We start from the raw sequence: 13,938 nt of genomic DNA, 5'->3' as shown, positions 1-13,938 counted from the left end.
CAAAAATCCCTAAGTTTCGGCCATGCCGAAAACAGCCTCCAAAGACCCCGCCAAGCCAGCTGAAAAGCCAGCTCCGAAGACCGCACCCAAGCCCGTTGCCGCCAAGCCAGCAGCCAAGGGCGACCATATCTTCCTGGTCGATGGTTCGGGCTACATCTTCCGCGCCTATCACGCGCTGCCGCCGCTGAACCGCAAGTCCGACGGGCTGCAGGTCAACGCCGTGCTCGGCTTCTGCAACATGCTGTGGAAGCTGCTGCGCGACATGCCGGACGACAACCGGCCGACGCATCTGGCGATCGTGTTCGACAAATCCGAGATCACGTTCCGCAACAAGCTCTATCCCGACTACAAGGCGCACCGACCGCCGGCGCCCGACGATTTGATCCCGCAATTCGCGCTGATCCGCGAGGCGGTGCGCGCATTTGACTTGCCTTGCCTCGAGCAGGCCGGCTTCGAAGCCGACGATCTGATCGCAACCTATGCGCGGCTGGCAAGCGAACGGGGCGCCACCACGACGATCGTTTCCTCCGACAAGGACCTGATGCAGCTCGTCACCGACAAGGTGCTGATGTACGACACCATGAAGGACCGCCGCATCGGTCGCGACGAGGTGATCGAGAAATTCGGCGTGCCGCCCGAGAAGGTGGTCGAGGTGCAGGCGCTGGCCGGCGATTCCACCGACAACGTGCCCGGCGTCCCCGGCATCGGCATCAAGACCGCGGCCCAGCTGATCATCGAATATGGCGATCTCGAACAGCTCTTGTTCCGCGCGACCGAGATCAAGCAGCCGAAGCGGCGTGAGGCGCTGCTCGAGAACGCCGAGAAGGCACGCATCTCGCGCCAGCTCGTGCTGCTCGACGACAAGGTCGAGCTCGACGTGCCGCTCGACGACCTCGCGGTGCACGAGCCCGATGCGCGCAAGTTGGTCGCCTTCCTCAAGGCGATGGAGTTCACCACCCTCACCCGCCGCGTCGCCGACTATGCGCAGATCGATCCGGCCAATGTCGAGGCCGATCCCGGCAACAAGAGCGGCGCCAGCGTGTTCTCGCCGCTGCCGCGTCGGACGTCACGCCGGCGCCCGGAGATGCACCGGCATCGGCCGCAGCACCGCTGGCGAAAGCCAAGCCGACCGGCGCGCGCGACGACAAGAACTCCAACCGGAGAGGCACGCCGGCAACGCTGGCCGAGGCTCGTGGCGAAGCGATCCGCAAGACCGGCTTCGACCGCAAGGCATACCAGGCGATCGGCAGTCTCGATCAGCTCAACGCCTTTGTCGCGCGCGCGCACGACACCGGCTATCTCGCGATCGAGGCGATGTCGGAATCGATCGATCCGATGCAGGCCGAGCTGTCCGGGCTGGCGCTCGCCGTGGCGCCTAACGACGCCGCCTACGTCCCGCTCGGCCACAGGGAGCCCGGCGGTGGCACCGGCCTGTTCGACGCAGGGCTCGCGCCCGGCCAGATCAAGACCGCCGACGCGCTGAAGGCGCTGAAGCCGCTGCTGGAGTCGGTCGGTATCCAGAAGGTCGGCTTCAACGTCAAGTTCACCACCGTGATGCTGGCGCAGCATGGCGTCATGCTGCGCAACATCGACGATGCGCAGCTGATGTCGTACGCGCTCGATGCCGGCCGCGGCTCGCACGCGCTGGAGTCGCTCGCCGAGCGCTGGTTCGGGCATGCCGTCGTCAATTACGGCGGCCTCGTCGGCAGCGGCAAGGGCAAGCTGACCTTCGATCAGGTCACGATCGACAAGGCGACCGAATATGCCGCCGAAAGCGCCGACACGATCCTGCGGTTGTGGCGTGTGCTGAAGCCGCGCCTCGTCGCCGAGCGGATGGCGACGGTTTACGAGACGCTGGAGCGGCCGCTGGTCTCGGTGCTGGCGCGGATGGAGCGCCGCGGCATCTCGATCGACCGCCAGGTGCTCTCACGCCTCTCGGGCGATTTCGCCCAGACCGCGGCGCGGGTCGAGGCCGAGATCCAGGAGATCGCCGGCGAACCGGTCAATGTCGGCAGCCCCAAGCAGATCGGCGACATCATCTTCGGCAAGATGGGATTGCCCGGCGGCACCAAGACCAAGACCGGTGCGTGGTCGACCACCGCGCAGGTGCTCGACGACCTCGCCGAGCAGGGTCATGCGCTTCCGAGCAAGATCCTGGAGTGGCGCCAGGTCTCCAAGCTAAAATCGACCTACACCGACGCGCTGCCGACCTACGTCAATCCGCAGACCCACCGCGTTCACACGACCTATGCGCTGGCCGCGACCACGACGGGCCGGCTGTCGTCGAACGAACCGAACTTGCAGAACATCCCGGTTCGTACCGAGGACGGCCGCAAGATCCGCCGCGCCTTCATCGCGACGCCGGGCCACAAGCTGGTGTCGGCCGATTACTCGCAGATCGAACTGCGGTTGCTCGCCGAGATCGCCGACGTGCCGGTGCTGCGCCAGGCGTTCCGCGATGGGCTCGACATTCATGCGATGACCGCGTCCGAAATGTTCGGCGTGCCGATCAAGGATATGCCGAGCGAAGTGCGGCGCCGCGCCAAGGCAATCAACTTCGGCATCATCTACGGCATCTCGGCGTTCGGCCTCGCCAACCAGCTCGGCATCGCGCGCGAGGAAGCCTCGGCCTACATCAAGAAATACTTCGAGCGCTTCCCGGGCATCCGCGCCTATATGGACGAGACCAAGGATTTCTGTCGCCGCAACGGCTATGTGACGACGCTGTTCGGCCGCAAGTGCTATTACCCCGACATCAAGGCGTCCAACGCCTCGGTGCGCGCCTTCAACGAACGCGCAGCGATCAATGCGCGCTTGCAGGGCACCGCCGCCGACATCATCCGCCGCGCCATGATCCGTGTCGAGGACGCGCTCGCCGAGAAGAAACTCACGGCACAGATGCTGCTGCAGGTGCATGACGAGCTGATCTTCGAGGTGCCCGACGGCGAAGTCGCGGCGACGCTGCCGGTCGTGCAGAAGGTGATGCAGGACGCACCGTTCCCGGCGGTGATGCTGTCACTGCCGCTCCAGGTCGATGCCCGCGCCGCCAACAATTGGGACGAGGCGCATTGATCGAAGTCCACCTCGCCCCGCCTGCGGGGAGAGGTCGGATCGCATCTGCGATGCGATCCGGGTGAGGGGTACAGGTCTTACGGCTCGCACCGCCTAGCGGAAAGAGCCCCTCACCCCAACCCTCTCCCCGCAAGAGCGGGGCGAGGGAGCGCACTGTCGCAGCTGAACCACATTGCTCCGAGAGCAATTCCAGCATGGCTGCGCGGCGGATGACGCGCTAGAAGTGTGTGCATCCCCTCGCGAGACCCATCATGCCCCACACATCCGCTTTGCTCGGCTTTGCGCTCGTCTGCCTCGGCATGGTGCTGACGCCCGGGCCGAACATGATGTACCTGATCTCGCGCTCGATCACGCAGGGGCCGGCGGCCGGCATCGTCTCGCTCGGCGGCGTCGCGCTCGGCTTCGTGTTCTACATGCTGTGCGCGGCGTTCGGCATCACCGCGCTGCTGTTTGCAATTCCTTACGCCTATGACGCGCTGCGCTTTGCCGGCGCGGGTTATCTGCTCTGGCTGGCGTGGCAGGCGCTCAAGCCCGGCGGCCGCTCGCCGTTCCAGGTCAAGGCGCTGAAGGTCGATGGCCCGCGCAAATTGTTCGCGATGGGCTTTCTCACCAATCTGCTCAACCCGAAGATTGCGATGCTCTATCTAGCGCTGCTGCCGCAGTTCATCGATCCCGCCGGCGGCAGCGTGCTGACGCAGTCGCTCGCGCTCGGCTCGATCCAGATCGTGATCAGCGTCAGCGTCAACGCGATGATCGCACTCGCCGCCGGCTCCATCGCGGTGTTCCTCGGCACCCGCCCGACCTGGCTGCTGGTGCAGCGCTGGCTGATGGGCACGGTGCTCGCCGGGCTTGCGATGAAGATGGCGCTCGAGGCAAGGCGGGCCTAGTGAGTACCCTCTCCCCCTGTGGGAGAGGGTGGCGAAATCGAGCGGAGCGAGATGCAGCCGGGTGAGGGGTCTCTCTCCACGAACTCACTCGCGGAGGGAGACCCTTCATCCGGCGCTGCGCGCCACCTTCTCCCACAAGGGGAGAAGGTGAAGACCTCAATCCAGCTTCGCCTCCATCCCCCGCTTCGTCGCGGGGCGGGCCATCAGCGTCTCGTACCAGCGCTTGACGTTGGGGAAGTCGGCGAGATCCACCTTGTGGCGCGGGTGGCGCCAGGCCCAGCCGAGGATGGCGAAATCGGCCACCGAGAGATCGCCGGCGACGAAATCGCGGTCGGCAAGCCTGCGGTCCAGCACGCCATAGAGCCGCCGCGTCTCGGCCATGTAGCGCTTGAGGCCGTAGGCACGGTCCTGCTCGTTCTCCAGCGCGATGAAATGGTGCACCTGGCCCGGCATCGGGCCGAAACCGCCCATCTGCCACATCAGCCACTCATAGACCGGAATCCGCTCCGCCAGCGGCTTCGGCAGGAACTTGCCGGTCTTCTCGCCGAGATAGAGCAGGATCGCGCCGGACTCGAAGATGCTGACCGGCTTGCCGCCGGGGCCATCGGGATCGACGATCGCCGGGATCTTGTTGTTCGGGCTGATCGCGAGGAAGGCGGGCGCCATCTGCTCGCCCTTGCCGATATTCACCGGGATCACCTTGTAGGGCAGCCCCATTTCCTCGAGCGCAACCGAAATCTTGCGGCCATTGGGCGTGTTCCAGGTGTGCAGCTCGATGGTCATTTCCGCTTCCCGTGCAAGTGTTTGGCCGAGCGTTCGGCGCCTGCTTACGGGGAATGGAACGGCCGCACAACCGCGCTTTCCGCACACGGCTGCGCTGAAAATGGCGGCGCGGGCACTGTTGACGGCGGGATATACCCGCTGGAATGTGCCGGTAACCGCCGATAGATTGCCGGCCGCCTGAAACCCCAACACCCTCCAAGGGAAAAAGCCTTGTCCAAATCAGCTTCCCGCGCCCGCCTCGCCGAGATCATCCGCAAGCGTTCGTTCGGCCGCGGCGAGATCACGTTGGCGTCGGGCCGCAAGAGCGACTTCTATTTCAACCTGAAGCCGACGATGCTCGATCCCGAAGGCGCTGCATTGCTCGCCGAGCTGACCTATGAAGCACTGAAGGACGACAAGCTCGATCTCGTCGGCGGGCTCGAGATGGGCGCGGTGCCGCTCGCCGGCGCCATCGCACAGCTCTCCTGGCTGAAGGGCCACCCGATCGCCGCCTTCTTCGTGCGCAAGAAGCCGAAGGAGCACGGCGCGCGGCTTTCGGTCGAAGGTCTCGCCAAGGGCGAGACGCTGGTGGGCAAGCGCATCGTGATCGTCGAGGACGTCACCACGACAGGCGGATCGGCGCTGAAGGCGGCGGAAGCCGTGCGCGAGGCCGGCGGCGAGATCGCGCTGGTCTTCACCATGGTCGACCGCGAGGAAGGCGCGACCGAGACATTTACCGAGGCCGGCTTGCCGTTCCGCGCGCTGTACAAGGCCAGCGAGTTCCTGAAGGACTGAGGTTCCGTCGCGGCCAGCTGCATAGACCGCGCAGTCCGCGTTTCTTGTGACGCCGTCACGCTCGATCAATCGCTCGTTTACCATCCCACCCTATGGTGAAGCGGCCGGGGCACCTTGTCGCCGCGGCGCGTCGGGTGGAGTTGGCGTTGCGTACAGAGTTGAGTGATCGGCGCATGCGGCGCCGCGTGATCCTTGCCGCCGCAGCCGTTGCGGGTTCCGTCCTGGTCGTGCCCGCACCCGTCTCAGCCGAAGGGCTGTTCGACTTCTTCTTCGGCGGTTCCCAGAAGCAGCAGGGCCGGCAAGCCCCGCCGCAAGCCAATTTCTTCGCCGATCCGTTCGGCCTCAACCAGCAGCCGGAACGGCAGACATCCGCACCTCAATCGGCAACGCGCGTGGCCGGTTCCGGACCGGCCTATTGCGTGCGCAGCTGCGACGGCAAGTATTTTCCGCTGACGATGCGTGGCAACGCGACGCCGGCGCAGCTCTGCCAGGCCTTCTGTCCGGCAAGCGCCACCAAGGTCTATTACGGCAGCCATATCGACAGCTCCGCCTCGAGCACCGGCGAGCGCTACGCCGACAGCGAGAACGCCTTCGCCTATCGCAAGGCGTTGCGCGCCGACTGCACCTGCAACGGCCGCGACCCGGCAGGGCTCGCGCCGGTCGACCTCACCCTCGATGCCTCGCTGAAGGCCGGTGATGTGATCGCGACCACCGACGGCCTGGTCGCCTATACCGGCGTCCGTGTCGGCAACGAGCAGTCGTTCGACTTCACCCCGGTCGCCTCCTATCCCGGGTTGACCGCGGCGGTTCGCGCCCGGCTCGGCGAAATGAAGGTCGCTCCCATCAGCGCCGAGATCGCGAGCGACGCGCCGTTGCCGGAAACCAGCCGCGATGTCGCGCCGCAGGCGCCGTCGTCGGGTGTGCCGAAGGGCAACGCCGCAAAGCCCGCCAAGCGGGCCGAGGCGAACTAGCGATTACGAGCTGCGTCGGCGCCTGTCAGCGCGCCACGATCACGCCGATCACATTCGGCGCGGCCAGGTATTTCTCCTCGATCGCAGCCCGCGCGGCGGCGCGGTTCTCCGCATTGAGGAGGCCGCGCTTCTCGGCGAGGATCATCCAGCAATAGCCCCACCAGTCCGTCAGCATGCCGTGATCGTCGACGAGATCGTAGCCCTGCTCGCCGGCGAAGATCCGCGCATGCGCTTCGTCGAGCGTATCGAGCCAGGCGTGATCCTCGAGCGAAAACAGCTCGTCACTGAAATCGTCCGTGGTGTAGCCCCAGATCGACATGCAGACCGCGTTGAATTCGCGATCGAGCTGGTCGTCGTCGATCGGCTGGCGCCGCGAGGCCTGATGCAGCCGCGACAGCGAGCGGGCGAAATCCGCGATGCGGGTGAGAGCGAACTGATCGAAGGCGATGGTGGACATGTAGTCCTCGCGAAGGCTGGGAGACCCTAGATATTGTATCGGCTCAACGCCGAATCATAATGATATATCAAAGACTTGCTAAAGTGTTCTTAATTCGTTCTGATTGGTTAGAGGCCTCAGCTCCATCCTCTCTTGGTCAGAAGCGGGCCAACTGTCACTGCGATCAAAATCAGAGCGATGAACAGCATAAAAGGAATGAAGCCACAGCCCGCCCCGAAGGATCGCTCGGGAGGTGGAGGTGGAACGTAGGTCATGGAGGCCCCTTGGTTGCGACTTCCAGATAGTCGCTGCCCAGTGTCCCAATTACCGGTTGCGAGTGTCCTAACTAGGACAGCACCGGTTTATGGATCATGTTTGAGCGTCGTCCTGGCGAAAGCCAGGACCCATTACCCCAGCAGGCCGACATATCGCGAGCTTTGGCCACGCATGAGCACCGCCGGCAGCTACTACGTCTACATTCTCGCGAGCCGGCATCACGGCACGATCTATGTCGGCGTGACGAACGATCTTGGCGCGAGGCTTGAACTGCATCGCTCGGGCCGGGGCTCCAAGTTCGTCTACAAATACCTGGTATTCCGTCTCGTGCACGTCGAAGAATTCGCCACACCGCAGGAAGCGATCGCGCGCGAGAAGCAGCTGAAGTTCTGGAAGCGCGACTGGAAGATCAAGCTGATCGAGCGCAATAATCCCGACTGGAACGACCGGTCCGACCTTATCTGACTATTGGGGTAATGGGTCCTGGCTTTCGCCAGGACGACGATGTGGTGCAAGCGCGTTATTGCTGCGCGCGCCGTGCCCAAAGGCAATTCGGGCCGCTGACTAAGTCAGCGGCCCGTTGAAAATTGCTTCGGTATGAAATGCGTCGGAGCTGAAAATGTGCCCGCCCCACGAGCGACAGGTGTGGTTGTAAAGGACTTGTTAAGCCTTGGAAATCCGTATCACCACGGTGTCCCAACCAGCGCATGAAAGCGCATTGCGCGGTGTTCAATTCGCTGCGGACAGCAGCTTGTCGCCGCAGGCATTCGCGTAGAACTTGCCACCGCATTGATGCTTGATGGCGGCGCAGCGCGCGGCGGGCGAAGCGTTCTGCGCCACGCTGAAGCTGCACGTCAGGCCGTCCGCGCTGCGGCCGCCTCTGCCTGCTGCGTAGGCTGCGCTGGTCGCCGTGATGCACACCACGAGCAATGCTGCGGCCGCGATTTCGATCAACAATCTCATCACGCATCCTCCGCCGATTGTCGGAAAATCCCGGCTTTCACAGCGCGATCGTAGCACCCGCGATGGCGGGTCCGGAAGGTTCCCGGAGCGGCCCGGTCCTTGCATAAAATTGCGGCAACGCCGTGTATGGCCTTGTCCCGGACAGTTTCGGTTGCCATGCAAGGCGCGTATCATTGCGTTGGAGCACGATCGGGAAACCGCGGACAGCGGGATTTCCGAGGGGATCGTGCTCAGATCTGAAGGGCAGGGATTGGGCGTTGCAGGAACAGACAAACTACCCGGCATTGAACCAGCCGATCGACGAACTGGCGCTGACCGAGATCAAGGGCGCGATCCTGGCCAAGCTGCGGCTTGCGATCGGCAAGGACGCCACCGTTGCGACCAGGCGCGACTGGTACAAGGCGGCGGCGCTGGCGCTGCGCGACCGCATCGTGCACCACTGGCTGACCGCCGAGAAGCAGACCTACGACGCCGGCTCCAAGCGCGTCTATTATCTCTCGCTCGAATTCCTGATCGGCCGCCTGTTCACCGACGCGCTGAACAATATGGGATTGCTGCCGCTGTTCGAGGCAGCGCTCGGCGACCTCGGCGTCGATCTGTCGGACCTGCGCAAATGCGAGCCGGATGCGGCGCTCGGCAATGGCGGTCTCGGGCGGCTCGCGGCCTGCTTCATGGAGAGCATGGCGACGCTGGCGATCCCCGCGACCGGCTACGGCATCCGCTACGATTTCGGCCTGTTCCGCCAGATCATGAACCACGGCTGGCAGCAGGAATATCCCGACGAGTGGCTCGCCTTCGGCAACCCCTGGGAATTCCAGCGGCCGGAGGTGGTCTACAACGTCCATTTCGGCGGCCATGTCGAGCATGTCGACGATCGCGGCCGCGACCGCGCCACCTGGCATCCCACGGAAACCGTCGAGGCGATGGCCTACGACACGCCAATCGTCGGCTGGCGCGGCCAGCACGTCAACGCGCTGCGGCTTTGGTCGGCGCACGCGCCCGACCCGCTCAAGCTCGACGTCTTCAACTCAGGCGACTACGTCTCGGCCAGCGCCGAGCAGGCGCGCGCGGAAGCGATCTGCAAATTCCTCTATCCGAACGACGAGAGCGCGGCGGGCCGCGAGCTCCGGCTGCGCCAGGAATATTTCTTCGTCTCGGCCTCGTTGCAGGATCTGGTGAAGCGGCATCTCGCCTCCGACGGCGGCCTGCGCAACCTCGCGCAGAAGGCGGCGGTGCAGCTCAACGATACCCATCCGAGTCTTGCGGTCACCGAGCTGATGCGCATCCTGGTCGATCTGCACAATTTCCGCTGGGACGAGGCCTGGAAGATCACGGTCGCGACCCTGTCCTACACCAACCACACGCTGCTGCCGGAGGCGCTCGAGACCTGGCCGGTCGAATTGTTCGAACGGCTGCTGCCGCGGCATCTCGAGATCATCTACCGCATCAACGTGGCGCATCTCGCGCTCGCCGAGGAGCGTTTCCCCGGCGACATCGAATATCGCGCCTCGGTGTCGCTGATCGACGAGCGCAGCGGCCGCCGCGTGCGGATGGGCCAGCTCGCCTTCGTCGGCTCGCACCGCATCAACGGCGTTTCCGCGATGCATTCCGATCTGATGAAGGAGACCGTGTTCCACGACCTGCATCATCTCTACCCGTCGCGCATCACCAACAAGACCAACGGCATCACCTTCCGCCGCTGGCTGATGCTGGCCAACCCGCAGCTGACCGCGCTGCTGCGCGAGACCTGCGGCGAAGCCGTGCTCGACGACTTCTCGCTGCTGGAGCGGCTCGAGACGCATTCGAGCGACCTCGAATTCCAGAAGCGCTTCCGCGACGTCAAGCATCACAACAAGCTGGCGCTGGCGCGGCTGATCGGCGAGCGCAACCACATCAAGGTCGACCCGTCGGCGCTGTTCGACGTGCAGATCAAGCGTATCCACGAATACAAGCGGCAGCTGCTCAACATCCTGGAGACGATCGCGCTCTATCATGCGATGAAGGACGATCCGGGTGCGAACTGGGTGCCGCGGGTCAAAATCTTCGCGGGCAAGGCGGCGGCGAGCTACCGCTACGCCAAGCTGATCATCAAGCTGATCAGCGACGTCGCCGAGGTCGTCAACAATGACGCCTCGCTCGGCGGCAGGCTGAAGGTCGCCTTCCTCGCCGACTACAATGTCAGCCTTGCCGAGGTGATCATCCCCGCCGCCGATCTCTCCGAGCAGATTTCGACCGCCGGCATGGAGGCCTCCGGCACCGGCAACATGAAGCTCGCGCTGAATGGTGCGCTGACCATCGGCACGCTCGACGGCGCCAATATCGAGATCCGCGACGCGGTCGGCGAGGAAAACATCGCGATCTTCGGCCTCGAGGCCGGCGACGTCATGGTCCGCCGCAAGCAGGGGCTCGATGCCAGCGACGCGATCCGCAACTCACCGCGGCTCGAGCGCGCGATCCGCGCCGTCGAGAGCGGCGAGTTCTCGCCCGGCGATGCCGCGCGCTTCGCCTCGATCGGGCACGCGCTGCGCTATCTAGACCACTACATGGTCTCGGCCGATTTCAATTCCTACTACGACGCGCAGCGCGGCATCGACACGCGCTGGCAGGTGCCCCCGGCCTGGACCCGCGCCTCGATCCTCAACGTGGCGCGCATGGCGTGGTTCTCCTCCGACCGCACCATCCGCGAATATGCCGAGGACATCTGGCACGTGCCGGTGCACCCAAGCGCCTCGCCGCTATCGGACACCCAGCGTGAGGCGAAGGGCTAGGTCGCGATGCGATCGGACCGGGCTCCCCGACATCCAGTGATGTCCCGATGACTTCGTCCGCGGCCATGCCCGTCGTCCTCCTGCCGGGCATGGACGGAACGGGCGAGTTGCTGAAGGATCTCGCTGGGCGACTGGCACAGCATCGCCCGGTCCAGCTGCTCGCCTATCCGCTCGATCGACCGCTGAGCTATCCCGAGCTGGCGTCCTATGTTGCGGAACGCACACCAAATCAGTCGTTCGTCATCTTAGGCGAGTCATTCTCGGGACCGATCGCAATCGACATCGCCGCCGCGGATTCGCGGGTGGCGGGATTGATCCTGGCATCGAGCTTTGCGCGCCATCCGCTGCCGGCCCAGCTCGCTGCGCTCGCCGGGCTGGTCGATCTCAGATGGCTGCCGAAGCGCCTTATCGAGAGGGCACTCATGGGGGCAACGGCAACGCCCGAACTCTCCGCTTGCCTTCACCAGGTGCTCGCCGGCTTGCCTCAAAGAATCCTGCGCGGGCGTGCCCGCGAGGTCCTTCGCGTCGACAGGCGCGAGCGGCTGCGTGGACTCTCTTGCCCTGTGATGTGTCTCCATGGTCGTTTCGACCACCTGGTGAGCAGCAGGCAGGTTGGAGAAATCGTCGCAGCACAGCCGCGCTGCCAAGTCCATTTGCTCGATGCGTCTCACATGCTTCTGGCAACTCATCCCGAGGCCGCAGCCAAGGTGATCGACGATTTTTGCCAAGCTGTGGAAGCAAGAGCCGACCTCTAATCCCGGGGCGCGGAAATCGATTACGTTCGACGTCATTGAATTCGGCGTGGTCGCTGGGGTACTGCTTGTCCAAACGCAAGCGTCATTGCGAGCGAAGCGAAGCAATCCATCGCGCAGCATATGCGGAAGGATGGATTGCTTCGTCGCTTCGCTCCTCGCAATGACGGCTGGACAGATTTGCAGCTAGGAAATTGCATGCTCACCAAGACCCCGCACCTGTTCGATGAAGCAACTGCTGTGACTGCCGGCGACAGCCGCTGGCAGGGACGGACCAGCCCGGATTACTGGGCGTTCGTCGGCCCGTTCGGCGGCTGCACGGCGGCGACCATCCTGCGTGCCCTGATGCAGCACCCGCAGCGCGCGGGCGATCCGCTGGCGCTGACGGTCAATTACTGCGCGCCGGTCGCCGAGGGCATGTTCGATCTCGACGTGCGCCTGGTGAAGGCCAACCGCTCGAGCCAGCACTGGTCGGTCGAGATGACGCAAGGCGGCGGCGAGGTCGCGACGCTGGCGACCGCCGTGTTCGCCGAGCGCCGGCCGTCATGGTCGCACCAGCCGGCCGAGTTTCCCGGTGCCGTGCCGTTCGAAGAGCTCCGGTCCTATCCGAAGCTCAAGATGACCTGGGCCAACCAGTATGATTTCCGGTTCGCCGCGGGCGAGCCGAAGCTCGGCGGCGCTGCCGCGAACGAGCCGTCGAGCCCCTATTCGAAGCTCTGGATCGCCGACCGCGTGCCGCGCAAGCTCGACGCGCTGTCGCTGATGTCGATGTCGGATGCGTTCTTCGGCCGCGTCTTCCACGCGCGCCACGAGCTGGTGCCGTTCGGCACGGTGTCGCTGACGACCTATTTCCATGTCGATGCGACCGACCTGAACGCGGAGGATACCACCCGCGTGCTCGCCACAGCCGACGCCAAGGTGTTCCACAAGAGCTACGGCGACCAGCACGGTGAATTGTGGTCACCCTCCGGCCGCCTGCTCGCGACCACGACGCAGATCGCCTATTTCAAGGCGTAGCGCGTTTTCGAGCGAAGTGGGCACCGGTTCGCGGTGAAGAAAACGCGTCAAACCTAGGCGCAACGCAACTATCCACATGGCCGGATTGGACCGGGTTGCCTATTTCAAGGGTTGAGGGAACATTGGCGCGTCGCTTCTGTTCCACGCCCTTGGGAGCCCAGCCGCATGTCCGAAGCCGACAATTCCAAACCGTCCCGCATCGCGCTGCTTGGCGTTCCCATCGAGATCGGCGCCTCGCAGGCCGGCCCGTTGATGGGACCGGATGCGCTGCGCACCGCGGGCATCGCGCGCCTGCTCGAGCAGCTCGACTTCCAAGTCGACGACCACGGCAACCTTGCGATCCCGCAGGTCGTTAGCGACGGCCCGGTGCCGGCCAACACCAAATTCTACGACGAGGTGAAGACCTGGACCCGCGCGCTGTCCGAGCGCGCCTACTGGCTGGCGCATTCCGGCGCGATCCCGATCTTCATGGGCGGCGATCACTCACTGTCGATGGGATCGATCAACGGCGTCGCGCGCTACTGGCAGGAAAAAGGCCGGCCGCTGTTCGCGCTGTGGGTCGACGCGCATGCCGACTACAACACGCCGGCCACGACCATCACCGGCAACATGCACGGCATGTCGGCGGCCTTCCTGTGCGGCGAACCCGGCCTCGACGATCTGCTCGGCGGGTTGCCGCGCGCCTCGATCCCGCCGGAACAGCTCGACCTGATCGGCACCCGCTCGGTCGACCCACTGGAGCGCAAGCTGCTGCGGCAGCGCAACGTCTCGATATCAGACATGCGCCAGATCGACGAGTTCGGCGTCGCCGTGCTGACCCGCCGCGTCATCGACCGCGTCAAGGCGAAGAACGGCGTGCTGCATGTCTCGTTCGACGTCGACTTCCTCGACCCGGAGGTCGCACCCGGCGTCGGCACCACGGTGCCCGGGGGCGCGACCTATCGGGAAGCGCATCTCATCATGGAGCTGCTGCACGATTCCGGGCTGGTGCGCTCGCTCGACATCGTCGAGCTCAATCCGTTCCTCGACGAACGCGGCCGCACCGCTCGCGTCGCCGTCGAATTGATCGGCAGCCTGTTCGGTTTGCAGATTACGGACCGGCAGACGCCGAGCAATGCCGTGCTGCCGGAGATGGGCGAGTAATCCGCGAGCAAGTCCAATCCTGTCATCCTGAGGAGCGCCGTAGGCGCGTCTCGAAGGATGCACGGCCCGGCTGGTGGCCGTCGACCCTTCGAGACG

11 protein-coding genes and 1 pseudogene are annotated in these 13,938 nt (G+C 64.8%); 9 read left to right on the top strand and 3 right to left on the bottom strand.

Annotation, left to right across the window (positions count from 1 at the left end; genetic code table 11):
- Positions 1 to 22 precede the first annotated feature (22 nt).
- Positions 23 to 3,072 (top strand): annotated as a pseudogene (gene polA / locus H8A95_RS25520) (DNA polymerase I).
- A gap of 251 nt (positions 3,073 to 3,323) precedes the next feature.
- On the top strand, positions 3,324 to 3,959 hold the full coding sequence (locus H8A95_RS25515; protein WP_097676905.1) for a LysE family translocator: 636 nt from the start codon (positions 3,324 to 3,326) through the stop codon (positions 3,957 to 3,959).
- A 156-nt stretch (positions 3,960 to 4,115) separates the two neighbouring features.
- On the opposite strand, the gene H8A95_RS25510 is transcribed toward H8A95_RS25515, so the two are convergent.
- Positions 4,116 to 4,742: a glutathione S-transferase family protein gene (locus H8A95_RS25510; RefSeq protein WP_229185631.1), complete on the bottom strand. Its 627-nt coding sequence runs from the start codon at positions 4,740 to 4,742 to the stop codon at positions 4,116 to 4,118.
- Between the two features lie 210 nt (positions 4,743 to 4,952).
- On the opposite strand from H8A95_RS25510, the gene pyrE reads away from it, so the two are divergent.
- Both pyrE and H8A95_RS25500 read left to right on the top strand, forming a co-directional pair.
- Complete coding sequence (pyrE, locus tag H8A95_RS25505; protein ID WP_229185629.1) at positions 4,953 to 5,516, top strand: orotate phosphoribosyltransferase; 564 nt, start codon at positions 4,953 to 4,955, stop codon at positions 5,514 to 5,516.
- Positions 5,517 to 5,689: 173 nt separating this feature from the next.
- Entirely contained in the window at positions 5,690 to 6,487 is a 798-nt protein-coding gene (locus H8A95_RS25500; RefSeq protein WP_229185627.1) for a DUF2865 domain-containing protein, read from the top strand.
- 25 nt (positions 6,488 to 6,512) lie between these two features.
- On the opposite strand, the gene H8A95_RS25495 is transcribed toward H8A95_RS25500, so the two are convergent.
- Positions 6,513 to 6,944 (bottom strand): hypothetical protein, encoded by a 432-nt coding sequence (locus H8A95_RS25495; RefSeq protein ID WP_229185626.1) that lies wholly within the window; start codon positions 6,942 to 6,944, stop codon positions 6,513 to 6,515.
- Positions 6,945 to 7,370: 426 nt separating this feature from the next.
- Here H8A95_RS25495 and H8A95_RS25490 point away from each other — a divergent pair, with 426 nt between their 5' ends.
- Entirely contained in the window at positions 7,371 to 7,664 is a 294-nt protein-coding gene (locus H8A95_RS25490) for a GIY-YIG nuclease family protein (protein ID WP_229185624.1), read from the top strand.
- A 264-nt stretch (positions 7,665 to 7,928) separates the two neighbouring features.
- Here H8A95_RS25490 and H8A95_RS25485 read toward each other — a convergent pair whose 3' ends face one another.
- Complete coding sequence (locus tag H8A95_RS25485; RefSeq protein ID WP_163154832.1) at positions 7,929 to 8,162, bottom strand: hypothetical protein; 234 nt, start codon at positions 8,160 to 8,162, stop codon at positions 7,929 to 7,931.
- 257 nt (positions 8,163 to 8,419) lie between these two features.
- Between H8A95_RS25485 and H8A95_RS25480 the strand changes: the two genes are divergently transcribed.
- From H8A95_RS25480 to rocF, 4 genes are all read left to right on the top strand, one after another.
- Entirely contained in the window at positions 8,420 to 10,930 is a 2,511-nt protein-coding gene (locus tag H8A95_RS25480; protein ID WP_229185622.1) for a glycogen/starch/alpha-glucan phosphorylase, read from the top strand.
- A 47-nt stretch (positions 10,931 to 10,977) separates the two neighbouring features.
- Positions 10,978 to 11,685 carry an alpha/beta fold hydrolase gene (locus H8A95_RS25475; RefSeq protein WP_229185620.1) on the top strand — a complete coding sequence of 236 codons (708 nt, stop codon included), beginning with the start codon at positions 10,978 to 10,980 and terminating at the stop codon, positions 11,683 to 11,685.
- 195 nt (positions 11,686 to 11,880) lie between these two features.
- The gene (locus H8A95_RS25470) at positions 11,881 to 12,699 is read left to right on the top strand and encodes an acyl-CoA thioesterase (protein ID WP_229185619.1); all 819 of its coding nucleotides are present in this window, start codon (positions 11,881 to 11,883) and stop codon (positions 12,697 to 12,699) included.
- A gap of 165 nt (positions 12,700 to 12,864) precedes the next feature.
- Entirely contained in the window at positions 12,865 to 13,842 is a 978-nt protein-coding gene (gene rocF, locus H8A95_RS25465) for an arginase (RefSeq protein WP_229185617.1), read from the top strand.
- The last annotated feature ends 96 nt before the right edge of the window (positions 13,843 to 13,938 follow it).

This window comes from Bradyrhizobium oropedii (assembly GCF_020889685.1).
Lineage (GTDB): Bacteria > Pseudomonadota > Alphaproteobacteria > Rhizobiales > Xanthobacteraceae > Bradyrhizobium > Bradyrhizobium oropedii.
The sequence above is the reverse complement of the archived record's forward strand: the minus strand, read 5'-3'. Positions and strand labels throughout refer to the sequence as shown.